Origin of the sequence: Rickettsia parkeri (assembly GCF_051427245.1) — a bacterium.
GTDB lineage: Bacteria > Pseudomonadota > Alphaproteobacteria > Rickettsiales > Rickettsiaceae > Rickettsia > Rickettsia rickettsii.
Genome location: NZ_CP195774.1, coordinates 997,666 through 1,022,487, shown reverse-complemented (window position 1 = coordinate 1,022,487; position 24,822 = coordinate 997,666). Strand labels below are relative to the sequence as shown.

Below are 24,822 nucleotides of genomic sequence, written 5' to 3'. Positions count from 1 at the left end.
AATTTCTAATTATTAACTATATAATATAGTATCAACCTGATTTCAAGCTACCATTATTAATTATATTTATGAATTTATTACTACAACCTCCTCAAAATGTAGCAGCCGCACATAATAGAATAAAACAATATCTACATTTAACTCCGATCGTTCACTCTGAAAGCTTAAATGAGATGCTCGGTCATGAGATTTTTTTTAAGGTTGAATCATTACAAAAAACCGGTGCATTTAAAGTTAGAGGCGTGTTAAATCATTTATTAGAATTAAAAGAGCAAGGAAAATTACCTGATAAAATAGTCGGTTATAGTACGGGTAACCATGGAATCGGTCTTGCTTATGCGAGTAAATTATTTGGTATTAAAACAAGGATTTATTTACCGTTAAATACTTCAAAAGTAAAACAGCAAGCAGCTCTTTATTACGGCGGTGAAGTTATATATACATATACTCGACAAGAAGCGGAAGAAAAAGCAAAAGAAGATGAAAAGCAAGGATTTTACTATATGCATCCTTCCGATAGTGATTCTACAATAGCAGGAGCAGGCACGTTATGCTATGAAGCATTACAGCAGCTAGGTTTTAGTCCTGATGCTATTTTTGCCTCTTGCGGCGGCGGCGGTTTAATTTCCGGCGCATATCTTGCCAAGGAATTAATATCACCGACAAGCTTGTTAATAGGTTCAGAACCTTTAAATGCCAATGATGCTTATTTATCTGTTAAAGATAATAAAACATATAGATTTAACTATGCTCCGAATACTATTGCGGACGGTCTTAAAACCTTGAGTATATCAGCTCGTACATTTGAATATCTGAAAAAACTTGATGATTTTTATTTAGCAGAAGAATATGAAATATATTACTGGACGGCGTGGCTTACTCATTTACTTAAAGTAATATGCGAGCCGTCAAGTAGTATAAACATGGTTTCAGTGGTAAATTTTTTAAAAACACAATCCAAACCTCAAAAATTACTAGTACTAATCTCAGGCGGTAATATCGATCCTATTCTTTATAATGAATTATGGAAAGAGGAGTATTTAAGCATCTCACCTAAATCTTTATGTTCTGATGTCATTTCTGCGAAAGCAGCAATCTAGTAACCTTTAATGTCATACTGCAACTTGATCGCAGTATCTTAGGACTCAGCTGGTGATACAAGACCCCGTGGTCACGCCACGGGGTGACAATAAAAAATCTAGATTCCCGCTTTCGCGGGAATGACATAGAAGCAATGTAACAACGCCTCCTCACAATGATGAAGTTATATTAAAATTTAACCCTTTCTTCTTACTGCTTCTTGATTTTTAGTAGAAGGATTAGGAGTGATGTGCGGATGTTTTATATTAGAACTTCTTAGTTTTATTGAATCTTCAAATATGGTTTTATCAAATGCTATTGGATTGATTTTTCTGAGTTCCGCTAAATTAAAATTATTAATTTGTTGCGGTTGCACTATAATAGGCTCACCCGTAACAGGAATTAAATTTTTAAATTCAGGATTAGTTTCTACTTTATCTTTATTTTCATTTAAAAATTTTGTTAGACCTGCAGCAATGTCAGGGTTTGTTAAAGCATTTGAAAAGATTTTATCATTAATTGTCTTCACTACATATCCATCACTCAGAGTAATATATTTATCTACAACTTTTCCTAATCTTTTTTCCAAATAGTTTCTACCTGTAAATATCTGCTTAAATTTTTCCCCTAAAGAAGTACCTCTATCATTAATATCTTTTAATTCAGTGGCTATTTTAGTACTATTCTCAGTTAGATAAGTAGAATCTAACTTATTTAATTTCCTTATTATTTCAGGATTCTTTATGCCTGATGAGTTAGTAAGTATAATAATTTGTTCTAATTGCTTACTAATTTTATTATTTTTTTCTAATCTATTACTAATCTGCTGTACCGTATAAGTGGCTGCATTTTGTAATGCCTTAAATTCCACTTGAGATAATTGATTTACTCTTGGGATAAACTGCTTACTATTTTTATTAAATTTCTGGTTTTTATCTCCTTGCATAATAAATTTTTCATATTTCTCAAGTTTGTCTGGAGTGTTTTTAGGATCTTGTTTTAAGATTTCTATAGCTTGATCTTTTACAGCCTGTGCATATTGCTCTTTAGGTATAGACTTTCCGCTTACGGCTATTAATGCTTCTTTAGTTGCTCTTATAGGATTGGCAAAGATTTCTTCTTCATTTTCTATACCCATCAATGATAATGCATCAAAAGGTCCTCCTTTATTTAGAGGAAGTACAAAACCCTTAAGTGCTGCTTCAGCCCTTGCGACATCAAACTTTAGCTTATCTGCTAAACTAGGTGTTAGTTTTATATCTTGTCCTAAATTGATATGCAAGTTATCTACTAATTTTTGTATATCTTTATTTTCTACAACTTCACTAATAATTTTACTGGCAAGTACTTCAAGCGTACTAGTGATATATTCTTCAGATTGTAAATATTGTTGAATAGGATCGGGAGTAACAATATTTTTATTCAAAGTATCTAATCTCCTATCTACGTTTTTTATATCAACTATTTTATCTTTTACTGCAGCCAATACCTCAGTCACTTCATCGTTTTTTTTAATAGTATCATCTATATTAGTTATAATCTCTGCCATATAATATTCATTATTAAGTTATTTGATATAATGAACTAAATTATCAAACTTTTTAAAAATTCGCAACTATATTATCATATAAATCACTACTTACTATGCCCTGACTGTTTGCCCACTCTCTCTACTTTTATTAAGGTTTTCAACATGAGATATAGGGGTTGATATAGAAGACTTATAGCCTTGGGGTATTGTTTTATTTTGCTTTACAATATTTGGTGCTTGTTTTTCTCTTTGTAGTTCTTCCGACAAATTTTTCGTTTCTATATGTAAACTATTACTTTTTTCAAAGTTAGCAAATGCTTTATCTATATTTTTTTGAGCATAATCCGTACCGGTAAAAACTGCTACTATTCTTTGCCATAGCTTAGGTTTGGTTACTCTTTGTAATTCTAATGCTATACTTTCTCCCCCCCATCCGTGTGTTCCTTAAATATCCAGGATCTAACTCTGCTAATACTCTTTTAGTACCGTTAACAAGTACAGAATTGCTGCTCTCAAGTAATGGGGCAAAATTCTTGATAATTTCTTTACCTTGCTCTATCATTTTTTCAGACGGTAGTTTACTTATCGCTGGTAATAAAGTTTTAATTATATTAGGCTCATTTACTCCTAACTCATTAATAGACGATAAAGCTTTTGCTTCTTTTTCATAAGTAATTTTTAAAAATTCAGCTATCTTTAATGCTGCTTGTATTAATGCTTCTACTTGTTGTGGATAATTAATTTGCTCTTGTTTATCAAGTTTAGGGGTAGTATTTTTAGTAAGAAATTTTCTGTAGTTACCTAATGTTGTTTCTGAAACATTTTCTTTAAGGTTATCTAATGTTTTATCTATTAATTTCTCTCTATATTGTTCTTTAGATATTTTTTGGTTAGCTAATTCTAACATAGCTTTTTCTAATGGTTTTTTAATATCCATCACTTCATCTTCGCTTAAGCCATTACGTTTTTCGTCGTGCATCTGCTCTACTTGAGACTCACTTAAATCTATGGCAAACCAATTTAAAATTTATGAATGAAAATTAATTAAAACTTATAAAAAGAATTGTATTTTTTCATAGAAGAGGTCCTGATCGTAATTTCATCAGGGATTTCAGTTATGAACCTTGAAGGGTAAGAACGGACTATTTCATAAAATATTTTTCTGCTTTCAGCATGAGTAATGTAGAGGTCTTTTTTGGCTCTCGTAATACCGACATAAGCAATGCGGCGTTCTTCTTCTAAGCCTTTTTCGCCGTCTTCGTCTAGAGATCTTTGAGACGGAAATACCCCCTCTTCCCAGCCCGGTAAAAATACCACGTCAAACTCAAGCCTTTAGCTGCGTGCAGGGTCATTATAGTAACAGAGCCACCGTAATTGGTTTCAAGCACTTCATTTTCCATAACTAAGCTTGAATGTTCGATAAAATCATGAACATCGTTAAATTCAGCAATAGCTCTAAGCATTTCGTTAATATTTTCGATTCTACCGAATGCTTCTTCGTTTTTTCTTCTTGAAGCATTTCAAGATAACCGGAATCATCAAGTATTGCTTTAACTACGTTTATTGGAGCATCTATACTAAATCTTTCGTACCAATTATCGATTTTGGTAACCAAATCTTTTAGAGTTTCATATGATTTTGCTTTAATCTCACCTATTTCTAGCATTTCTTTAATGGCTGCGAAATTAGAAATATTTCGCTCAAGTGCATAGCCTCTAATTTTATTTAAGCTAGCTGCACCTATTGCCCTTTTCGGCACATTTATAATACGCTCAAGTGCTAGATTGTCATTTTGATTCAAAGATATACGGATATAAGCAAGTACGTCTCTTATTTCCATACGTTCATAGAACCGCAAACCGCCTATAATTTTATAAGGCATAGCACTATTTATAAACGCTTCCTCAAAACATCTTGTTTGAAATCCGGCTCGTACTAATATTGCAATATTGCCGGCATTATACCGGTTTTCTCGCACTAAATTATCTATTTCACTGGCTATATATCTTGCCTCTTCTTTATCACTCCAACAAGAGATAATTTTTATCTTTTCACCGTTTTCCCTATCCGTCCATAACGTTTTACCGTGACGGTTTTTATTATTATTGATAACATTGGAAGCAGCAGCAAGTATTGGCAAAGTTGATCTATAATTCTGCTCTAATTTAATAATTGTTGCACCTGCAAAATCTTTTTCAAAACGTAATATATTCCCGACTTCTGCTCCTCGCCAACCATAAATAGATTGATCATCATCCCTACACAGCAAATATTTTTATATAAACTTGCGAGCATTCTTGCCCATAAATACTGGACAACGTTAGTGTCTTGATATTCATCAATTAAAATATATCGATATTTTTCTTGGTAATATCTTAGTATTTCAGAATTTTTAATAAAAAGCTCATTATTATAAAGTAGCAAATCTCCAAAATCTAAAACATTAGAAATAAGTAAATTTTTCTGATATTCTTCGTATACAAGTTTTGCAACCCTCTGCAGCGGTAAATTAGTATCTGATACTGATAGTTTAGTTGGTAATAATCCTTGATCTTTCCATCTAGAAATTATGATATGTATTAATTTAGGAGCATATTTTTTAGTATCAATATCTTTTAGCTTTACTATATCTTTCACTAGTTTTAATTGATCATCATGACTAATAATAGTAAATCTATTATTTAAACCAAGATTTAAATGCTCAATCTGGTCACGTAATATCCTAGCTGCCATTGAGTGGAAAGTGCCTATATTAAGACCATAGCAATTAATTAGACTATTAACTCTTTCAGCCATTTCTTTAGCAGCTTTATTAGTAAAAGTAACGGCTAGAATATTTTGAGGTGAGGCTAAATTTTGGTGAATAATATTAGCTATTCTTGAGGTAAGTACCTTTGTTTTACCTGTCCCTGCACCTGCAAGCAATAAAAGCGGTCCTTCAGTGTGAAGAACTGCTTTTTGCTGCTCTGGATTTAATGTATGTATGAAATCTTGATTTTGCATTTATTTTAAGGATGTTGTGCTATGACTCTACTATGTCATTCCGCTTTTGCGGGAATGACATTAAAGCATTAAAATATCACCTTATTCTTCTTAGATTTTTAATAATATACGAAATAGTAATTATCGGACTACAAATAATTATTTTAAATAACCTAAAATAAGAGCTTAAATTTCTATCTTCAATAAACCAATTATATAAATCATTTATAGGTTTAATCTCAGCAGGAATAATATATTGATCTTTAAATAATGCTTTTAAAACTCTTTTTGCCTGTTTTGCTTCTACTTTACGCTCTATTGTTAAGCTTTGATTATGTACTCGGTAGAAATATAAAGATTCCGGTATATGAGCAAATTTCGTAACAAGCCCAAACCTTAGCCAATATTCATAATCATCCACTAACTGCATATTTTCATTATATCCACCTACTTGCCTTGCTAAACCGGCTCTATATAAGAAACATGCACCGACGCAATCTCTAATCGGTAAAAACTCAGGAGGTTCTTGATAAAGTCTTATTCCTACTTTACCGTGGTCATCGATCAAAGTATAATCAGTATATACAAGCCCTATCTCAGGTGAATTATCAAGTATCTTAACCATTTTTTCTAAAGCATTTTCATGGAAAAGATTATCATCTGAAGTCCAAGTAAAATACTCCCCCTTGGCCTCTTTAAAAGCAATATTAAGACTTGCCGGTAATCTTTTATTGGTCTCATTTACTATTACCTTAATACGTGAATCCTGCTCTGCATATGTCCTAGCTACTATAACGCTATTATCTTTTGAGCAATCATCAATAATAATAAGCTCAAAGTCTTTAAAGCTTTGATTAAGGCAACTCTCAATAGCAAAAGGTAATAGCTTCTTTCTATTATAAACCGTAAAACTATTGAGATTTTTGGAAGATTACTATGCATGTCCTCCTAACATATCAAGAGTATTTAAACTATTAATTATATTTTCTATTAGTTCTGATTCTTCAGCTTTACATCCATCTTCAAGGATTAATAATATATTGCTTAAAGCATTATTAAGCATTTTGGGTATTATAGTATTTTGCTCTTCAAACCTTTTTTAATTAGTTGCATCAAAGGATCAACATATTCAATTGTTAACGATTCTTTATATTGAGCTAATAGCTCGGCAAGACAATCAGATACTGCCCATAACAAAAGATCAGCTCCTTCATTATCTATTAAATCAAATACTTCATAAATTTTTTCAATTTGTACTTCAATATTATCTACAAGCACTAGCATAATTTTTACTATTTAGATTATTATATTTCCTATGTCATTCCCGCGAAAGCGGGAATCCAGAAAAAATAATCTTAATACTGCTACAAAGAATTATATTCTTTACTAGATTCCTGCTTTCGCAGGAATGACATAAAAGGAACCATGCGGGCATGCTTAATTCTGTAAATTTATATATTTCGTATTTAGATATTCAAATATTCCTTCAAATGAGCCTTCAACTCCAAAACCTGAAGCTTTACGTCCTGCAAAAGGTGCTTTTGCATTTGCAGGTAACGGGTCGTTAATCGATACCATACCAAAATCAAGCTTAGACGCTATCATTTGTGCCACGGATATATTATTTGAATATACATTATCCTTGCAAGCCGTATTCGGTATTATTTGCATGTTCTATTACTTCATCCAAATCTTTAAATTTATAACAAGCAACTACCGGACCGAATATTTCTATTCTAAAGATATCCATATTATCCAAACAGTCAATAATAATAGTAGGCTCAATAAAATTATCAACAGTTTTACCGCCGCAAATTAATTTAGCTCCTTTACTTTGTGCATCAGCGAGTAACTTTTGTATTTTTTCTATGGCAGCAGAATTAATTAACGGACCTATATCCGATTCCTTATCAAATCCGTCACCGGCTTTAAGCTTAGTAAATTTAGCCTTTAGAATTTCTATAAATTTTTCATATATAGATTCTTCTATAAATATTCTGTTAGGTGAAGTACAAGACTGTCCACTATTCCTAGTTTTAGCGATTACTAAATCACTTACTACTTTCTCTAAATTATTATCTGCCGTTATAATGAAAGGAGCATTGCCGCCAAGTTCCAAAGATAAACGTTTTAGAGTATTTGCGGCATTTTGATATAGAATTTTACCGACATTTGTAGCGCCGGTAAATGATAATTTCTGAAGCCTAAAATCTTCACAAAAAGCCTTACCTATAATATCTGAACTACCTGTAATTACATTAAATACTCCGGCAGGCAAACCGGCATCGCTTGCAAATTTCGCAAGTACTAAAGCTGATAGAGGCGTAAGACTTGACGGTTTTAATATAACGCTGCAACCTGCAGCTATTGCAGGTACTACCTTGCGAGTAATCATTGCATTGGGAAAATTCCAAGGAGTTATAGCAGCAGACGGTCCTACAGGCTCATATTGCGTAACAATTTTATGAGTGTTACTATTACCGGGTTTGATAGTCGAATGAATATTATGTATAGCATCAATCAATAAAAGAGGCTCCATATAAAATTTCTTTTTTTGATTCAGCAAGTACTTTACCCTGCTCTAGGGTTAATATATGACTTAACTCCTCAATATTTTCGATTACTAAATTATACCATCTTCTAAGAATTGCTATTCTCGCTCCAAATGAACTTTGTGACCATAAAGAAAAACTAGTCACCGTATTATTAATCGCTGAATTAATCTCAGATAATCCTAAATTCGGAACTGTAGCAATTTCTTTTAAGGTCGCAGGATTAATAACGGATATTTGCTTCCCGAACTCTATAAATTCACCGTTTATATAATTCTTTCCCGTAATGTTTTTAAGTAAGTTCATATATTTTTACCTGCGTGGATACTAAAATCGTCATTGATTGCGAGCGAACATTGGCGTTGTTGCATGGCTCGAGAAAAGTGTTATAAACTTATCTTAAAATTATACGGCAATACTAGCAAGAAAAATATTTATAATGAATTATTTATACCAAAATCTTCACCACCCATTTGACTTTCTAATACATCATAAGAAATATTTGCCAAATTAGCATGTTTTATAATATTAATGATATCTTCAGGAGCTATTGCGTTTAATATAAGATTCAATATTTCTTGAGGAAATTTATATCCAATGTCAGATAATATAGCAGAGTTTTCTATTATAATAAAGTCATACACCTATCTTGTTTAAGTCTTCTAGAATATTTTCTCACAATAAATTTGATACTTTATCTACCTTTATAGCCTCAGCTATTTTAACCCATAACTCAGAGGGACTTATTTCTTCTTTGCCAAAAGCTATTAAATTCTTGAATGGCTATAAATAATTACCTTTAACTCCTTTAATATTTCCCCATGCATACTCAATAACCTCAGATGAAATATCAGAGTAATATTTTTTCTTAGGATTTATTAATTGTAACTCTAAAGAGATCACAGCTGAGAGAAATACTTTTTCTAAGTTATTAAATAACCGCCTTTATTAAGATTTATAATTGCTAACAGCCAACCATTTGAGTCATCTCCATTAAAAATCCAATTCTGATGTAACATATTGAGTCCAAAGTCAAATTTTTAAATATATTAGTAGTCGTAGGCTTATTGGTAGCTAACCTAATATCAGGAGCCTTTATCACTTGATCATATCTAACTCCGGTTATTTCTAGCTCTGTAAATTTTTCACTTTGGCTATTTGGATAAAAATGATTTAAGTAAAATTTTATTGCAGAATATATTAAAAATTTTTTTGAAAATGCGGCTTCTGCTAGCTCTATTTCTAAATTAGCATTTTTCAATGCTTCTAAATTTTGTATGTTAAAACTACCTCATCCAACTAAAAATTTCATAAGTAATGGATATGTATCAATATTTTGTTTTTGTGGTGGTATATTTGTTCCAAGTCATTATATATTTGTACCTAATTAAATTAATACACAATGACTATAATAAGTGTCTTACTAAATTCAACAATTTTTTATTAACTTATATGTTAATTTACAGCTAAAAAATCTAAATTATTTATTTAGAAATTTTTCAGCCTCAAGAGCCGCCATACAGCCTGTTCCTGCAGCAGTTACTGCTTGTCTATAAATTTTATCCTGAACGTCACCAGCAGCAAAAACACCTTCTACACTAGTTCTAGTAGTACCTGACTTCGTGATGATATAATTATCGTCATCCATTACAATTTGTCCGGTAAATAGCCCTGTATTCGGTGCATGCCCAATAGCTATAAATACACCACTACAATTCAATAAACTAATCTCTTTGGTGTGAACATTTTGAATTTTAACTCCAGTAACGGATTTTGGTTTATTGCTACCTACAATCTCATCTACTACATGATCCCAAATTACTGATATTTTAGAATTTTTAAATAATCGATCCTGTAATATTTTCTCAGCTCTAAAACTATCTCTTCTATGCACTATAGTGACTTTGTTAGCATGATTGGTTAAGTATAAAGCTTCTTCTACTGCACTATTTCCTCCCCCTACTACAACTATTTCTTGATTCTTAAAAAAGAAACCATCGCAAGTAGCACATGCCGAAACACCAAAACCACGAAATTTCTGCTCTGAAGCTATACCAAGCCATTTTGCTTCCGCACCGGTACAAATGATTATGCTCTCCGCGTCATATTCATTTCCTGCTCCTGTAAATACTTTAAAAGGTCTTTTTGATAAATCCACCTTTTCTACGTAATCACTAACAATTTCCGTACCGACATTTTTAGCCTGCATATACATCTGCTCCATAAGCCAAGGTCCTTGCACCGTTTCCGCAAATCCTGGATAGTTCTCAACATCGGTGGTAATTGTAAGCTGCCCGCCTGGCTGCATACCATTTATTAATATTGGTTTTAAAGCAGCTCTAGCTGTATAAATAGCGGCACTTAAGCCCGCAGGTCCTGAACCTATTATTAGTACTTTAGTAGTAATTTTCATAATTATTATTTATTAATTTAAATGATGCCTATGTCATTCATGCGAAAGCAGGAATCCAGAAAAACATATAAAAAACAGTTTTTTTATATGTTTATTGTTAAATATGTAATTTTTGTACTAAGATTAAGGTTATTTTTCTGGATTCCCGCTTCCGCGGGAATGACATCCTGAACGTTCGTACAATACAAGGTCATACAATCTAAGACTTCTTTTCTAACCAAGATTTGACATAGTTAATTTCTTCAGGGTTCATTAGAGAAGGAGCATGACCGGCATATTTTATTTCATAAAGATCAAAAATTTTTGTTTCTTTCATCTTTTTAATAGTAGATTTTGTTAAAATTTGAGATTTCATCCCATGAATTACTAATATTCTACATTTTATTTTATTCCATACAGACCATAGTTTAATATCTTCCTGGTTACTAGCATTTTTCATTCCTTTTGTTATAGCAGGATCATAATTCATTTTATATTTTCCGCCGAATGTAGAAATTACACTATATTTTGTTAAATAATCCCAATCTTCTTCATCTTTAATACCGCTTTGTGCATAAATAAGTTTTAAATGTTCTTTTGCACTAGCCAAATCATCTAAGAGTATCGTTTTTTTAGCATAACCTCCAATTTTAATTAAAGGAGCAGCATCAATAAACGCCCCTATATCATTTAATATTAAGGCTTTAAAAATATTTTTATATTTACTGGCAAGTATCATACCTATAATACCGCCCATTGAAGTACCAAGCCAAATAGGATTTTTGATATTTAGCCTTTTTAAAAAAAATAACGTATCTTTAATATAAGTCGTATAGTTATAATGATTAGCTTTTTTTAAATTTTCGCTATCACTGCGACCGGGATAATTTATTGCAATTACTCTATAATTTTTACTCAACTCTTTAGCTATTTTATCAAAATCATGAGCATTTCTAGTTAAACCGTGAGCACATACTATTATATTTTTATTTTTAGGATCACCGAATTCCAAATAAGAAATTTTATGTTTCGGTATATATTGAAGAGGTAATAAATTAATATAGGGACCAATTTTTATTGAATTAATTTTCATATGAACCTATTAATACCAATTTAGAATAAATTGTAAAAAAATCATTGTCATCAATTGTCATCATGTTATTAATTTAAGTCACTTAAAAATATACTGACCATGGTCGGCATATATATAACTACAAAAAGCAAAGATAAAAACACAGTAGCTGCAACTTTTTCAGGGTAAAATTTCTGTAAATTCGCTATAACTATAGTATTTGCTGCGAGTGGTGCCGTAGAAAGTAGTTTTAGGGCATTATAGTAATCATTGTTATACCATTTTGTTACAAAATGATCAAACATGATAAATAACCCTACTCCCAAAGGATAGAATAGAAATTTAGCAGCAAAAGTAGCAAGAGTAAATTTGATATCGACTTCAAATTTTTGTAGAGACGAAAGAGCAAGACCCACCATCACCATACCGAGTATCGAAAAAGAGCCTTTCATATTATATATAAAATCATCTAAAAAATCCGGTAAAGTAAAACCGCAAAAACTAAATAAACATCCCAAGAAAAAAGCGTTTAAAATCGGTAATTTTACTACTTTTAATATACTATCGGTGGTATTAGCAAAGCTCCTCATACAAATATAAAAGCCGACGGAACATTCATAAATATTCACTCCTATAACAGCCATCATGTAAATACTTAATGTATAATCATCAAAAAGTGCTGCAGCTATAGGCAACATAAAATACCCGCCATTGGCCGTACCTGCAGACAAAGCTATAATATTACGTGTATGATCCTGCCAAAATTTACCAAAAAAATAATAAGAAAAAAGCGATAAGAGTGTTGCAATTACAAATGTTACAACCGTAACGCTTAATGCCGCAAGTGTTAAGGTTGTACTAGCAGGTATCGTAAAAAATACTATAGGCGATATAAAATAGAATAGTAACGAAGAGATACTATCTCTTTCAACATTTGAATATTTACCTGCTAAAAATCCTATTACTACACTTAATAATACCGAAACGGTTTTAAAAAAAACTATACTAAAGATTATCATGTAATGAGCTAAAGATATAATTACTTATAATATATGAGGTTTTATTTTTTTCACTAAATTTTGTAAAGATTTTTACTTCATCAGACCAAAATAAATTCCTAATTGAAACTTTAAAAACCTTATGTGATTTAAGGCATCTAATTTAATATGAAATTTTCATATTTATTGGTATTGCTCGCGTGGAGTCATATGTCATTCCCGCGGAAGCATTGTTGCGTGGATACCTATGTTATTCCTGCGAAAGCAGGAATAACATAAGGAATAACACACGAAGCTACTTCGGAAATTATAGGCATATGTAAATTATATTTTTTTATCAAATCCAAAACTAATTTTAATGCTTCTCTTCCCTCTACTAGCTCTTTATATTCCTGTAAAAATTTCTTTTTATCGCTACTAATTCCAAGTTCATAACCAAATTTTGTATTACGTGAACCTAACGAATAACAAGTAAGCACTAAATCGCCTACTACGCCCTCTAGTAAAATATCAGAATTTTTTTGCATACCACCTAACGCTTTCGACAAAATAGCAATTTCTTTTAAGGCAGCTACTATAAGCGTTGCTCTTGCATTTTCGCCCTGCTTTCTTGCTAAATCAATCCCGCTTTTAATAGCAAAAATATTTTTTAAAGCTCCTGCTACCTGTAATGTTACAATATCGCTTGACACATTAGTAGTAAAAATTTTTGAACTTAGGTTATAAGCTATTTTATTTGCTATATCTATATCTAAACTTGCAATACTTGCCGAAGCAGGTAAATTTTTAGCAAGTTCTTTTGCTAGATTCGGACCTACAAAAAACGCTGTAGGGTTATACGGTAATAGAGTTTTTAACCTATCTGAAAATAATGCGGTAGGATTACGAGCAAAGCCTTTTGTTGCAATTAGAAGAGTATTGTCTTTAGAAATGCTGTGAGTTTTTAATAATTTTATTGAGTCATCAAAAGCGTAAGACGGCAATGCAATAATAATTAGTTCAAAATCCTTAATTATATCTAAGTTTGTAGTAGCATGTAAATGAGCAGGTAATTTAATATCCCCTAAATATTTTACATTAGTTTTGTTATGTAAAATTTCCTTTGCTATTGCCTCATCACGTAAAAATAAAGTAACGTTATTACAGTTTTGTGCTGCTAAAGAAGCAAGGCTAGTACCGAAACTCCCTCCCCCATACACCGCAATATTTTTAAATTTGTTCATGTGCTTATTTTTTCTTTGTCACTTACAGGTTTGTAGGTATCGTTGCTTGGCTTGTTTATGTCATTCTCACGAAGGCGGGAATCCAGTAAAACCATATACAAACAAGTTTTTATATGGTTTTTTTATCAAATATGTAACTTCTGTATCAATATTGAAGTTGTGTTTCTGGATTCCCGCTTCTGTGGGAATGACATTGAGCGAATTTCTCGAGCCATAAAACAATACCTACTCACAATAACAATTTCACTACTCCACAGCTTTCTCAAGATTTACTATTATAACGGGTGACTTATTAATTTCTTGTTTTAAGGTTTTACGGATTGTTCCTTTTATTGCCTCGATTACTTGTTCATCCGACAATGCTTTTTTAGCCTGTTTATTTTGAATGGTAACAAGTTCTTTAATGTCGTTTTTAATGAGGTTAACTAATGCCATATCCTCTTTCGGATCAAGCAGCCCGGGCATAGACAGCATTGGGTTTGCAGCAAGTAGTCCTTTTTTATTAATGACTACTGATGCTACCACGATACCCGACTCACGCATACGTCTTCTAGCTTTGAAAATCGGAGATTCAACGGGCAGCAAATAATTACCGTCAACAGCTAAATAACCGTTTTCAACCTTTGAAATTACTTTTGCATTACTAGGTTCAAGCAGTACTACACTACCATTTTCAACCTCTACTACCTGTTTTATGCCGTTTTTCTTAGCAAGCTTAACATGTTCATGAATATGTACAGGCTCGCCGTGAACAGGTATACAAATATTCGGTCTAATTAGAGAATACATTTTTTGTAGCTCGTCAATCGATGGATGTCCTGAAACATGTACAAAATGGTCTCGCTCGGTAATAACTTCTACACCGGCTTTAACAAATATATTAAATAGCCTGAATATTTTCTTTTCATTACCCGGAATAATTTTTGAAGAAAAAATCATTGTATCCTTAGGAACAAGCTTTATAGACGGATGAGAATTACTAGCCAGTTTTGCGGTAGCAGCCATAGGCTCACCTTGACAACCGGTAGCAATTACTAATAATTCTTCTCTTCTAAATCTGCTAACATCACGTTCACTAATTAGAGGAGCAATATCTTTCAAATAGCCGCTTTCCTGCGCAGCAAGCATCATACGGTGCAAACTTCTACCGGTTAAGACTACTTTTCTACCCGCAAGCCCTGCAGCATGAATTATTGTATCAAGCCGTGCTAAATTAGAGGCAAAGGTTGAAACTACTACCATTTGAGGACAACCGGCTATAATATCTACTAAACTTTTTCTAACATCCCCCTCAGAACCTGAGCTTCCTTTATTAAATACGTTAGTTGAATCACAAACAAGTGCAAGAACCCCTTCATCTCCGTAAGATTTTAAAAGCTCCTCATCGGCTTTTTTCCCAAGTATCGGATCGTTATCAAATTTCCAATCCCCCGTATGTAAAATATTACCTGCATCCGTACGGATCATAATTGCTTGCATTTCAGGAGCCGAGTGAGTCAGTGGCACCATCTCTAAGGAAAAAGGATCTAGATTTATTTTACTACCGGGTTTTACTTCATGAATTTTTATATTTTTAGCAAAATCATATTCATTTAAACGAATTTTTAGAAAATTTGCTGTAAAAGTAGTAATATAAATAGGACATTTAAGTCTATTCCATAAATATTGGACTCCACCTAAATGATCCTCGTGAGCATGAGTTAAAATCAGACCTACTATATCTTTTTTATATTTCTCGATAAAGCTGCTATCAGCAATTATCATATCAACACCGGGTAAATAATCATCGGCAAAACCGCTACCACAATCAATCATTAACCATTGACCTTGATAATGGTAAAGATTAAGATTCATACCTATTTCATTAGATCCCCCTAGCGGTACAAATAGCAGATCATTTTTATGATTTTTGATGTTGAATGATGACATAATTTAACTTAATATTTATTTTATTATTTTATTCTTATAACTTATTATTAGTTAAGCGTCTATATATTAAAAAAGAAATTCATATAATGAATATAAATAAAATAGCATTAATTTATAACCACAATTCCAAACATTTAGCTATTATAGAGGAAATAAAAAAACTCTATAATTATTGTAAAATAGAGGAAGCGGAGGTCATTATCGTAATAGGCGGGATGGAGAATTACTACATAATATTCACCGCTATATGCATCTTAATATACCTTTTTACGGAGTTAATTTAGGAAGCCTCGGCTTTTTAATGAATCCTTTAGATAACAAAAAATTATTACAAAATATACACGAAAGTACGGTTTCTATCCTAAATCCTCTTCTTATGCAAGTCGAAGATACGAGCGGTCAAATATATACGGCACTTGCTATTAACGAAGTATCGATATTTCGTAAAACTAATCAAGCTGCTAAATTTAGAATAGAAGTAAACGGGATAGAGAGAATGAGCGAATTAGTAGCAGACGGAGCTTTAGTTGCAACACCTGCCGGAAGTAGTGCTTATAATTTATCTGCCAGCGGTCCTATTTTACCGCTTGAGTCAAACATGTTATGCCTAACCCCTATCTGCTCGTTTAGACCGCGTAGATGGCACGGTGCTTTACTGCTTTCATCTGCTACGATTAAATTTGAAATACTTAATACAAATAAACGACCGGTAAATGCTACTGCCGACTTTCAGGAGTTTAATAATATCACAAATGTTACCGTTAAATCTACTAAGGATAAGCCTGTCAAACTGCTCTTTAATAAAAACCATACGCTGGAAGATAGAATTATTAAAGAGCAATTCGGTGGGTAATTATTAAAAAATATTAATAATTTTTTGACTAAGAATTAAACTAATATATGATGCCTTGTTAAAAATAACTAGGCATCATATATGAAATCAAGTCTTCTATTAACTTTTCTGAAAATAACCATATTTTATGGTTATCACGTAAAGCTCCAATATTACCTTAAATACAGCTATAGAATTGTACTCAGCAATAGTTAAGGATTTTGATATAAAAAATAATTATTTAAGAACTATTGCAGTTACGAAGAACTTAAAAATCATGAGTTATTTAAAGAGTATGAGATTAGTGAATATAATGCTTTAATTAATAAAAATTCTAAAGTAGCAATATTGTTTGAATACAAACCTAGCTCCAATTCTTCTAACCCTATCACTAAGATTATCAATAAATTTATCGCTAAGGAAAATATTTTTCGTTTAGCCTTAGTAGAAAAGAATATTGCATTAATGGAAGAAGTAACTAAAGATATACTTAAATCAGCATCTATAGTTTTAAATTTACTTAAAACTCAAGGAGAATGGTATCAAAAATATCTAAATTTTATTGCAGAAATTTATTTCAACCTGATATTATTAAACAATTAGCAAATATAGAAGATTTTGCTATTCTAGGCTCTTTTTCTGAAATATTGCTTGCTACCAAAAAATATGATGAAATAATAACATTACTTGCACCACGACCAACGAATCTAGTAAACAATGAGCAAAAACAGGAAAGTAAATTCATCTATTTTTGCCGTTATAATCTATCAGTAGCCTATAATAATAATACAGGAAAATTATCATTAGACGAAAAACAATTATTACGCATTTTAAAGGATCGACCAAACGATAGCGCTTCATCAATCTATAGCTTATTTAATATTTATTTACTTAACGAAAGGGCAACAGCAACAAAAAATTTAATCAAAAATGCTCCTACAGATATCAAAATTTTGACAGCAATGAGTTTTAATTTAGCTGAAATTGCTGAAGCTAAATTAAATCTAATTAACCAAGACAATTTATCTAAAGATAGTCAAGAACAGTTTCGATGTTTTCAATATATTGCCAAATACAATCAATATTCTGCTGCTGAGAAAATTGTGAATGAAGAAAACCTAAAGGATGAGTGAATCGAAATTAGCAACTCTATTAGTGGTGTTATATTACTATCTACAACAGCCTTATATACCAAACAATATGAATTAGCTAAACAATTTATACAAAAAATACCTAAAAATAAAATAACTCCATATCTCAGTAATATCTTCCAGGCAATAGAATTTTTATAAATCCTGAAGAATATATTAACCAAATTCATATCGAAGCTCTTGTTAGCAACCTTAATTTTGCACAAGCACAAGCTATAGAAAAAATTAATAAGATTATCACTTGTTTAATCGCAATTAAGAAATACAACTTAGCGTTAAAGAAAGTTGAGGAAATTTTACAATATGATAATAAAAATCAGAAAGCCATTGAGATTAGATAAGAATCAATGTGATAACTTTATAAATGCCTTAAAGAAAGATATAATATATAGACAACAGGGGGATAACGGCGTTAAATTTATCGGTAAAAAGTAGTTGACATTAAAATTGATGGTGACCAGCGTTTATTCACAAATATATTACATTCAAACGAACAAGGTGAATTACTGATACATTTTGATCATCAAGGAAATCATAATGATGTAATAAAATTCGCCGGCGAACATCATCTAGAATTTCATCAAGATTCACTATAACTTTAATAAAATTATTAATTTTTACTCAAAAGGTTGGCGTAGGTTAATAGCGGCAGATACGGTACCCTCGTCTAAATAATCAAGTTCACCTCCGATAGGTATACCGCTAGCAAGGCGAGAAATTTTAGCAGGATGCTCTTTTAAATATTCTGTAATAAAATAAGCAGTAGTCTGACCTTCTAAAGTAGAATTAGTAGCAATAATAACTTCTTTAATATTTTCTGCAAAACATCTTGTAAGTAGTTCAGGTAACCGAAGTATTCTAGGGTTTTGTCTACTAGCTGCCGATAAATTATGACCGAGTACATGATATAAACCTTTAAAATTACCGCTACGCTCCATTGCCCATAATTCAGCCACAGTTTCGACAATAGCAATAATTGATTTATCTCTATATTCAGAAGAACAAATACGGCACATATTTTCCGTATCCATATTACCGCAAATCTCGCATTTTACTATTTTCTTATCTATCTCTACAAGATTATTAATCAGGCTTTTTAACCTTACGTCTTTATCTTGCAATAGGTAAAGCGCTATACGCCTTGCCGATCTAATACCAAGACCGGGTAATTTTGAAAAAAGATAAATTAGCTGATCTATATCATTATCATTTGTTTCATTCATAAATATACTCGTTTAATTTGAAAAATGAGCTACGTCGTATTATAAGAACTGCGGTACTCACCTATTAAGTGTATATGCTCCGCTCCTCGCCTTATATACTCCTTGCTCTTTTCCAAATTAAACTTCGTCTATTACTTAGTATTACTTAGGAGTATATTTAAGACTTAATAACGACGGTTCCGGCTATCTTATCATGTAATGCTTGTTTTTTAGAAGAAAAAAGTATGAAAAAAATACCGATAGGAAAAGTCATATACCCTAAAAATCTTTTAATTAACTGCTTTAAGGTCGGACGATTTAATGTTACGGCATCTACGATTTTCATACGTAAAAACATTTTACTAAGCGTTGCACCTTTATAATACCAAAGCGTTATGAAATATGAGCCTATTACTAATATATTAGTAGCAAAAATTGAAATATTAAACAAAATATATTTATTAAAATTTCCTGCTTTAAGATATTCATAAAATTCCTGACTCATAACCGAGTTAAACATTTCATTGGGATTATGAAGATTAATGTTATTGCTAAGGAAGTAATCATTAAAGAACAACCATAATAAATTAAAAGAACAAAATTGTGATATTGGGATTGCTATAAAGGCAAATACTGATAAATCAAGTGCCGTAGAAAAAATTCGTGCTATAAAATCAGGATAAATAATTTGCTTTTTCATTGCCAGTTACTTTATTGTGGTGTTAGATAGTAAGGGTTATGGCAATCTCAGGATTTTGGCATGAGATTGCTTCGTCAAAACTTACAGTTTTTCCTCGCAATGACGATTAATACCCCTAATCAAAATTCAATATATTACATTCATGAATCAATTTAAAGCATATAGTTTATTATTTGTTGATAGTTTTGTCTCAAATCTTGTTATAGGTTTTCAGAATGAATTAATATTTCATTCTATGAAAATGTTCGGAGGCTATAATAGTTTAATAATGCTGTTAGTAGCTATTTGTGCTTCTCTTAGCGGTAATGCAATCAATTATCTTTTTGGAAAAATAGTTTTAAATATCTTTTATGCTTCCAAAAATACACAAAATATTTTAAGACATAAAAATTTAACAAAACTATATTATAAATATGAGATATTTATAATTTTCTTAATGGCATTTGCTTTTTGGGGAAGCTTTATTTCTTTATTCTCCGGTTTTTTTAAAACAAAATTTCTAAAATTTTTAGGTATTGGTTGTTTGGCAAAAGCATGCTATTATGCCTTAGAATTGTATATATTTTTTAACGCATGAAAAAATTAACCAAAACTCATTCTCATAGACAACAAAAATTAGCAAGCATTATAAATGAAGCATTAATAGAAATTCTAAGGCGTGGCAAAATGCTGGATACCAGACTTTTTGATTGTCCTCTCACTATTACGAAAGTTATAGTTACTGCTGATCTCAAAATAGCTAATTGTTATTTCTTGCCTTTTAATACTAAACTAACAATAGATGAAATTATGGATGCATTAAATAATTCTAAAAATGCTATCAGAAATTTTATTACTAATAAAATAAATATGAAATTCTCGCCTGATATAAGATTTCATTACGATCACGGATTTGATAATGCTATAAAAGTGGCACACTTATTAAAAGATCTCTGAATATAAGAATCTAATAATTTATAAAAAAAATTATTATTAATAAATTGTTTTAATATTTAGGTTATTGTATCATGCCATATTTTAATCAGTAATGTTATAACTTAAATATGGCATAACAAAATAGATAACTTAAAAGAAATAAAAGGATTAACAGGTTTACGCGGGTATACTGCATTATGGGTATTCTTCTTAACACGCCACATATAATTTGGCCATGTAACTCAATTGGAATGAATATAGCAAGACTTGGCAGTCTTGGGGTTGTAATATTTTTTGTGTTATCCGGCTTTATTTTATGTTATGTATATAATACTAGATTTTATACGCATACCGTTAGTTATAAAAGTTTTTTATTTGCACGTATTGCCAGAGTTTATCCCTTACATTTATTTATGCTTTTATAATGTGTTCCTTATTCAAGCATGGGGGTTCACGGATTTAGTATCTTGGAATCAACCTTCATGTACAATACGTACGGCAATGTTTGCATATTAATTATTTCCTTTTTTAATATCATTGATGCAAAGATTATCAATAATTAAGTTATTGATAATCTTGTTATTTATATCTTATGGGATAATTTCTGCTCCTTATGCTTTTCAATGGCTGCAGACCCATATTAGTAACGAAAGAGTACAATTTGCTTACGGTAAAAGCTTAATAATGTTTTTAGGTGTATTTATTTTTGGTTGTATAACATTTTTTATTACAAAATATATAAAATCTTTGAAACTTAATTATATTATTTATGATATTATTACATTTGTAGGAATTGCTGTTTTTGCTTATATTTTTATTATAATTAATGCAGAAACATTTTGGTGGCTTGCAGTTGGCTCATCCTTAATAATTATTGGAACATCTAATGATTCAGGATTAAGTACACTTATTTTCGGTAATCCAATAACATATTTTCTAGATTAAATTTCATATGCTTTATACCTTTCTGTTTTAACTACAGAATTTTTTGTAGCATATTACTGGATTTATCCAACTCCTTTATGGCTTAAATTTGCTACTTCGGTTACAATAGCTACTATGTTGCATTATACAATTGAATTACCAGCTCGCCAGTTCATTCATCAATTAAAAGTGAATAGATAGGTGCTAGGGGATAAACACAATCATTGAAAACAATAATTATCCGTTATACTAAAAACGCTTAAAAATTAAGTTTTAGTACAACAGCCCCCTAACATAAATGGACTAAAGGCTATAATAAATGTTTTGCAATGATGGAGTTTAAACATCATTTACAAAACGATAAATATCATAATAATTAAAATAATCAAGATATTTTAGTGATTTTTTAAATTTTAAGTATAACTCAAATAAAAATAAATCCTTATTTTTATTAAATAACTTTAAAAGATTATTTTTTTATATTAATATATAAAAATAATCTTTTAATAAAAATAAATAGAAAATGTCTCCTCAAATAATAGAGTTATTAATTTTTGCCGTTATTGCCTTTTACATTATCAACAAATTAATTACGACTCTCGGTTCTACTTCAGAAGAGGAACAGACAAAGCAAAAATCTTATTTTGGCGAACCGGTTATTAAGGACGTAACTTACAGTATAGTGAAATCTAATAAAGAAGAAAAAAATATTCCAACAGCCCAAGATATTAAAGCTTTTAAAGATATAATAGTAGAACATAATATAACTGCGGTCGTAGATGGAATGGAACAAGTCCATAAACGCCTTTACTCCTTTGATCCGGTTAAATTCATAAATAATGCTAAAACTGCTTTTCAAATGATTATAGAAGCTGCTTATAAAAAAGATGCTAAAGAATTATCTGAGCTGATAGATAAAAGATACTTGGAAGAATTTGAAAAAATAACACCGTCCTATGGTGATTTTTTTGACTCATCGGCTTTAAGTGCAAAATATTCAGAAATTTACATGTTCGGTAATAACATATTTATTAAGTTACTATTTCAAGGTAAAAATGTAGTTGACAAAATCGAAGATTTAAAAGAAGAATGGACATTTACACGTAATGCTAATACCAAAGAAGTTGATTGGTTTTTAAGCAATATTGAGAGAGTGTAGCAATTACATTTTATGACCTGAATGTCATTTCCGCGGAAGCGGGAATGACATCAAAAGACTATACAACTAAATAACAAACTATTAGTAATGAGTAAAATTTTCTATATTATAGGCACTATATTAATAATAAGTGTCGGTATTTTTATGTTTCAAACGATAACGGATAACAATCAAATAATCCCCAGAAAAGTTTTATTCGGTAACCCTGATAAAGCAAGGGTTTCTCTAACCCACGACGGCAAATATATTCTATATGTTGCACCGAAAGACGGTGTATTAAACATTTGGCTAGCACCCTCAGATGATATTAGTAAAGCAGAAGCCATAACCCATGATAAAGGACGCGGTATTTGGTCTTATGCTAAAGCTTATAATAATAAAAATATTTTATATACCCAAGATTTTAACGGTGATGAAAATGACCGAATTTATAGCTATAACATAGAGACAAAAGAGACAAAATTACTTACTCCTGCAAAAGGAGTTAAAGCCACAATAGCCGGAGCAAGTCATAAGAAGCCAAATGAGATATTAATATATTTAAATGAGCGTAATCCTGAATATTTTGATATTTACAAATTAAATCTAGATACTCTAGAAAAAGAACTGATTTATAAAAATGATAGATTTACTGATTATGTAACTGATGAAAATTTAAATTTAAGATTCGGTAGCTTACTAGATAAAGACGGAGCTGTTGAATATTATGAATTAAAAGACGGAGAACCAAAGTTATTTACTAAGATATCAATGGAAGATTCTTTTAACACTTCCATACTTGGTTTTGATGCTAGCGGTGAAACTTTATATATGCTAGAGGGACGTAATCGTAATACCTCCGCACTTAAAGCTATAACACTAGCTACAGGTAGTGAAGAAATATTAGCCGAAGATGCAAAAGCTGATATCGGCTTATTTACAGTTCATCCCACAAAGCAAACTCCGCAAGCAGTATCTATAGATTATGATAGAGTCTCATATAAAATATTAGATAAAGATATTGAAGATGATATTAAATATTTGCAATCTATTGATCGCGGTGATTTAATTATTAATAGTAGGACGCTAGACGATAAAACTTGGATCGTTGCTTATATGGCTGATAATGCACCGGTGAAATATTATAAATATGATAGGGCAAATAAAAAAGCTGAGTTTTTATTTACTAATCGCAAAGAACTTGAGCAATATAATCTTGCTAAGATGATACCGATAATTATCAAGTCACGTGACGGGCTTGATTTAGTTAGCTATATCACTTTTCCAAATGATGTAAAGCTCGATAAAAATAATATACCCGATAGAAAAGTACCTCTAATTTTAAATGTCCACGGCGGTCCGTGGGTACGTGATAGCTGGGGATACAATCCTGAGCATCAGTGGCTTGCAAATCGTGGTTACGCAGTTTTAAGTATAAATTACCGTGGTTCTACCGGTTTTGGGAAAGATTTCTTAAACGCCGGTAATTTAGAATATGCCGGTAAAATGCACACCGATTTAATTGATGGTGTTAACTGGGCTATTAAGAATAATATAGTTGATTCTGACAAAGTTTGTATTATGGGTGGAAGCTATGGAGGTTATGCAACGCTTGTAGGTCTTACCATGACGCCTGACGTATTTGCTTGCGGTATTGACGTTGTCGGTATGTCTAATTTATTAACTCATGTGCAATCTAAAGCTCCTTATATGACACCATTGTTAAGTATATATAAAACACGTATAGGACCTTGGGATACTGAAGAAGAAAAAGAATTTTTAAGACAAAGATCACCGATTAATTTTGTTGATAATATCAAAAAGCCTTTATTTATAGCACAAGGTGTTCACGATGTGAGAGTCGTGCAGGCAGAATCAGAACAGATTGTAAACAGCATGCAAGCAAAGCATATACCGGTAGTTTATGCACTTTACAAAGATGAAGGTCATGGATTTGCAAAAGCCGGTAATCGAATCTCATATTACGCTCTTGCCGAGCAGTTTTTAGCTAAGGTTTTAAAAGGAAGAGCGGAACATATAGGAGATGACTTAAAGAATGCTAATCTCATTCTGAATGATAAAGAAAAAATTAGCGGTACAGAGGCAGAAAAGATTATAGATACGGCCGTTGGGAATTAAGAAGAAACTGTCATACCGTGACTCGGTGTCACCCCGTGGCTTGCCCATGGGATCTAGTTAAA

General features: G+C 31.3%; 23 protein-coding genes and 4 pseudogenes. 10 read left to right on the top strand and 17 right to left on the bottom strand.

Annotated elements, in window-relative coordinates; all coding sequences use genetic code 11:
- Positions 1 to 68: 68 nt before the first annotated feature.
- The gene (locus tag ACSFFC_RS05840; protein WP_010977257.1) at positions 69 to 1,100 is read left to right on the top strand and encodes a serine/threonine dehydratase; all 1,032 of its coding nucleotides are present in this window, start codon (positions 69 to 71) and stop codon (positions 1,098 to 1,100) included.
- 176 nt (positions 1,101 to 1,276) lie between these two features.
- Here the strand turns inward: ACSFFC_RS05840 and ACSFFC_RS05835 are convergent, their stop codons facing one another.
- From ACSFFC_RS05835 to ACSFFC_RS05765, 15 genes and pseudogenes are all read right to left on the bottom strand, one after another.
- The gene (locus ACSFFC_RS05835) at positions 1,277 to 2,629 is read right to left on the bottom strand and encodes a hypothetical protein (RefSeq protein WP_014410702.1); all 1,353 of its coding nucleotides are present in this window, start codon (positions 2,627 to 2,629) and stop codon (positions 1,277 to 1,279) included.
- A gap of 93 nt (positions 2,630 to 2,722) precedes the next feature.
- The gene (locus ACSFFC_RS05830) at positions 2,723 to 2,878 is read right to left on the bottom strand and encodes a hypothetical protein (RefSeq protein WP_014410701.1); all 156 of its coding nucleotides are present in this window, start codon (positions 2,876 to 2,878) and stop codon (positions 2,723 to 2,725) included.
- Positions 2,879 to 2,993: 115 nt separating this feature from the next.
- Complete coding sequence (locus ACSFFC_RS05825; protein ID WP_014410700.1) at positions 2,994 to 3,590, bottom strand: hypothetical protein; 597 nt, start codon at positions 3,588 to 3,590, stop codon at positions 2,994 to 2,996.
- A 65-nt stretch (positions 3,591 to 3,655) separates the two neighbouring features.
- Positions 3,656 to 5,614, bottom strand: a pseudogene (gene pcrA, locus ACSFFC_RS05820) (DNA helicase PcrA).
- A 76-nt stretch (positions 5,615 to 5,690) separates the two neighbouring features.
- Positions 5,691 to 6,535: pseudogene (locus ACSFFC_RS05815) on the bottom strand (glycosyltransferase).
- Entirely contained in the window at positions 6,528 to 6,656 is a 129-nt protein-coding gene (locus tag ACSFFC_RS05810) for a hypothetical protein (protein ID WP_255374147.1), read from the bottom strand. Before ACSFFC_RS05810 ends, ACSFFC_RS05815 begins: the two are co-directional and overlap by 8 nt.
- A gap of 8 nt (positions 6,657 to 6,664) precedes the next feature.
- Positions 6,665 to 6,877, bottom strand: a complete 213-nt coding sequence (locus tag ACSFFC_RS05805) for a hypothetical protein (RefSeq protein WP_029374460.1) — start codon at positions 6,875 to 6,877, stop codon at positions 6,665 to 6,667.
- Positions 6,878 to 7,030: 153 nt separating this feature from the next.
- Positions 7,031 to 8,451 (bottom strand): annotated as a pseudogene (locus tag ACSFFC_RS05800) (NAD-dependent succinate-semialdehyde dehydrogenase).
- Positions 8,452 to 8,579: 128 nt separating this feature from the next.
- Positions 8,580 to 8,789, bottom strand: a complete 210-nt coding sequence (locus ACSFFC_RS05795; protein ID WP_004995723.1) for a hypothetical protein — start codon at positions 8,787 to 8,789, stop codon at positions 8,580 to 8,582.
- A gap of 320 nt (positions 8,790 to 9,109) precedes the next feature.
- Positions 9,110 to 9,406: a hypothetical protein gene (locus ACSFFC_RS05790; RefSeq protein WP_014410696.1), complete on the bottom strand. Its 297-nt coding sequence runs from the start codon at positions 9,404 to 9,406 to the stop codon at positions 9,110 to 9,112.
- A 219-nt stretch (positions 9,407 to 9,625) separates the two neighbouring features.
- Positions 9,626 to 10,558, bottom strand: a complete 933-nt coding sequence (gene trxB / locus ACSFFC_RS05785; RefSeq protein ID WP_004995725.1) for a thioredoxin-disulfide reductase — start codon at positions 10,556 to 10,558, stop codon at positions 9,626 to 9,628.
- Positions 10,559 to 10,757: 199 nt separating this feature from the next.
- Positions 10,758 to 11,630, bottom strand: a complete 873-nt coding sequence (locus ACSFFC_RS05780; RefSeq protein ID WP_014410695.1) for an alpha/beta fold hydrolase — start codon at positions 11,628 to 11,630, stop codon at positions 10,758 to 10,760.
- A 68-nt stretch (positions 11,631 to 11,698) separates the two neighbouring features.
- Entirely contained in the window at positions 11,699 to 12,628 is a 930-nt protein-coding gene (locus ACSFFC_RS05775) for an AEC family transporter (protein WP_014392234.1), read from the bottom strand.
- Between the two features lie 224 nt (positions 12,629 to 12,852).
- Entirely contained in the window at positions 12,853 to 13,830 is a 978-nt protein-coding gene (locus tag ACSFFC_RS05770; RefSeq protein ID WP_014410694.1) for an NAD(P)H-dependent glycerol-3-phosphate dehydrogenase, read from the bottom strand.
- A gap of 246 nt (positions 13,831 to 14,076) precedes the next feature.
- Positions 14,077 to 15,759, bottom strand: a complete 1,683-nt coding sequence (locus ACSFFC_RS05765; RefSeq protein WP_014410693.1) for a ribonuclease J — start codon at positions 15,757 to 15,759, stop codon at positions 14,077 to 14,079.
- An 86-nt stretch (positions 15,760 to 15,845) separates the two neighbouring features.
- On the opposite strand from ACSFFC_RS05765, the pseudogene ACSFFC_RS05760 reads away from it, so the two are divergent.
- The 3 genes and pseudogenes from ACSFFC_RS05760 (at position 15,846) to ACSFFC_RS05750 (ending at position 17,724) form a co-directional block, all read left to right on the top strand.
- Positions 15,846 to 16,612: pseudogene (locus ACSFFC_RS05760) on the top strand (NAD kinase).
- A 327-nt stretch (positions 16,613 to 16,939) separates the two neighbouring features.
- Complete coding sequence (locus tag ACSFFC_RS05755) at positions 16,940 to 17,194, top strand: hypothetical protein (protein WP_014410691.1); 255 nt, start codon at positions 16,940 to 16,942, stop codon at positions 17,192 to 17,194.
- On the top strand, positions 17,128 to 17,724 hold the full coding sequence (locus ACSFFC_RS05750) for a hypothetical protein (protein ID WP_041472207.1): 597 nt from the start codon (positions 17,128 to 17,130) through the stop codon (positions 17,722 to 17,724). The genes ACSFFC_RS05755 and ACSFFC_RS05750 overlap by 67 nt, the downstream gene beginning before the upstream one ends.
- 635 nt (positions 17,725 to 18,359) lie before the next feature.
- Here ACSFFC_RS05750 and recR read toward each other — a convergent pair.
- Both recR and ACSFFC_RS05740 read right to left on the bottom strand, forming a co-directional pair.
- The gene (gene recR / locus ACSFFC_RS05745; RefSeq protein WP_014410689.1) at positions 18,360 to 18,965 is read right to left on the bottom strand and encodes a recombination mediator RecR; all 606 of its coding nucleotides are present in this window, start codon (positions 18,963 to 18,965) and stop codon (positions 18,360 to 18,362) included.
- Between the two features lie 157 nt (positions 18,966 to 19,122).
- Positions 19,123 to 19,644, bottom strand: coding sequence for an RDD family protein (locus tag ACSFFC_RS05740; RefSeq protein WP_004995736.1), 522 nt, complete (start codon positions 19,642 to 19,644; stop codon positions 19,123 to 19,125).
- A 142-nt stretch (positions 19,645 to 19,786) separates the two neighbouring features.
- On the opposite strand from ACSFFC_RS05740, the gene ACSFFC_RS05735 reads away from it, so the two are divergent.
- The 6 genes from ACSFFC_RS05735 to ACSFFC_RS05710 all read left to right on the top strand — a co-directional run bounded on the left by ACSFFC_RS05735 (position 19,787) and on the right by ACSFFC_RS05710 (position 24,760).
- Positions 19,787 to 20,221 carry a YqaA family protein gene (locus ACSFFC_RS05735; protein WP_014410688.1) on the top strand — a complete coding sequence of 145 codons (435 nt, stop codon included), beginning with the start codon at positions 19,787 to 19,789 and terminating at the stop codon, positions 20,219 to 20,221.
- A complete protein-coding gene (gene rbfA / locus ACSFFC_RS05730; RefSeq protein ID WP_014410687.1) occupies positions 20,218 to 20,580 on the top strand; it encodes a 30S ribosome-binding factor RbfA in 363 nt (120 codons plus the stop codon). The genes ACSFFC_RS05735 and rbfA overlap by 4 nt, the downstream gene beginning before the upstream one ends.
- Before the next feature lie 176 nt (positions 20,581 to 20,756).
- Positions 20,757 to 20,984 (top strand): acyltransferase family protein, encoded by a 228-nt coding sequence (locus tag ACSFFC_RS05725; RefSeq protein ID WP_012719693.1) that lies wholly within the window; start codon positions 20,757 to 20,759, stop codon positions 20,982 to 20,984.
- A gap of 115 nt (positions 20,985 to 21,099) precedes the next feature.
- A complete protein-coding gene (locus tag ACSFFC_RS05720; RefSeq protein WP_231569125.1) occupies positions 21,100 to 21,504 on the top strand; it encodes a hypothetical protein in 405 nt (134 codons plus the stop codon).
- Between the two features lie 502 nt (positions 21,505 to 22,006).
- Positions 22,007 to 22,642 (top strand): Tim44 domain-containing protein, encoded by a 636-nt coding sequence (locus tag ACSFFC_RS05715; RefSeq protein WP_004995740.1) that lies wholly within the window; start codon positions 22,007 to 22,009, stop codon positions 22,640 to 22,642.
- Between the two features lie 87 nt (positions 22,643 to 22,729).
- Complete coding sequence (locus ACSFFC_RS05710; RefSeq protein WP_014410685.1) at positions 22,730 to 24,760, top strand: S9 family peptidase; 2,031 nt, start codon at positions 22,730 to 22,732, stop codon at positions 24,758 to 24,760.
- Positions 24,761 to 24,822 lie beyond the last annotated feature (62 nt).

What these genes read in the sequence shown, in the direction of transcription:
- ACSFFC_RS05840 (WP_010977257.1), top strand. Translation starts at nt 69, where the DNA reads ATGAATTTATTACTACAACCTCCTCAAAATGTAGCAGCCGCACATAAT.
- ACSFFC_RS05770 (WP_014410694.1), bottom strand. Translation starts at nt 13,830, where the DNA reads ATGAACAAATTTAAAAATATTGCGGTGTATGGGGGAGGGAGTTTCGGT.
- ACSFFC_RS05735 (WP_014410688.1), top strand. Translation starts at nt 19,787, where the DNA reads ATGAATCAATTTAAAGCATATAGTTTATTATTTGTTGATAGTTTTGTC.
- ACSFFC_RS05765 (WP_014410693.1), bottom strand. Translation starts at nt 15,759, where the DNA reads ATGTCATCATTCAACATCAAAAATCATAAAAATGATCTGCTATTTGTA.
- ACSFFC_RS05715 (WP_004995740.1), top strand. Translation starts at nt 22,007, where the DNA reads ATGTCTCCTCAAATAATAGAGTTATTAATTTTTGCCGTTATTGCCTTT.
- ACSFFC_RS05710 (WP_014410685.1), top strand. Translation starts at nt 22,730, where the DNA reads ATGAGTAAAATTTTCTATATTATAGGCACTATATTAATAATAAGTGTC.
- trxB (WP_004995725.1), bottom strand. Translation starts at nt 10,558, where the DNA reads ATGAAAATTACTACTAAAGTACTAATAATAGGTTCAGGACCTGCGGGC.
- ACSFFC_RS05805 (WP_029374460.1), bottom strand. Translation starts at nt 6,877, where the DNA reads ATGCTAGTGCTTGTAGATAATATTGAAGTACAAATTGAAAAAATTTAT.
- ACSFFC_RS05750 (WP_041472207.1), top strand. Translation starts at nt 17,128, where the DNA reads ATGGTATCAAAAATATCTAAATTTTATTGCAGAAATTTATTTCAACCT.
- ACSFFC_RS05720 (WP_231569125.1), top strand. Translation starts at nt 21,100, where the DNA reads ATGCAAAGATTATCAATAATTAAGTTATTGATAATCTTGTTATTTATA.
- ACSFFC_RS05775 (WP_014392234.1), bottom strand. Translation starts at nt 12,628, where the DNA reads ATGATAATCTTTAGTATAGTTTTTTTTAAAACCGTTTCGGTATTATTA.
- ACSFFC_RS05725 (WP_012719693.1), top strand. Translation starts at nt 20,757, where the DNA reads ATGGGTATTCTTCTTAACACGCCACATATAATTTGGCCATGTAACTCA.
- ACSFFC_RS05780 (WP_014410695.1), bottom strand. Translation starts at nt 11,630, where the DNA reads ATGAAAATTAATTCAATAAAAATTGGTCCCTATATTAATTTATTACCT.
- rbfA (WP_014410687.1), top strand. Translation starts at nt 20,218, where the DNA reads ATGAAAAAATTAACCAAAACTCATTCTCATAGACAACAAAAATTAGCA.
- ACSFFC_RS05740 (WP_004995736.1), bottom strand. Translation starts at nt 19,644, where the DNA reads ATGAAAAAGCAAATTATTTATCCTGATTTTATAGCACGAATTTTTTCT.
- ACSFFC_RS05810 (WP_255374147.1), bottom strand. Translation starts at nt 6,656, where the DNA reads ATGCTTAATAATGCTTTAAGCAATATATTATTAATCCTTGAAGATGGA.
- ACSFFC_RS05835 (WP_014410702.1), bottom strand. Translation starts at nt 2,629, where the DNA reads ATGGCAGAGATTATAACTAATATAGATGATACTATTAAAAAAAACGAT.
- recR (WP_014410689.1), bottom strand. Translation starts at nt 18,965, where the DNA reads ATGAATGAAACAAATGATAATGATATAGATCAGCTAATTTATCTTTTT.
- ACSFFC_RS05825 (WP_014410700.1), bottom strand. Translation starts at nt 3,590, where the DNA reads ATGCACGACGAAAAACGTAATGGCTTAAGCGAAGATGAAGTGATGGAT.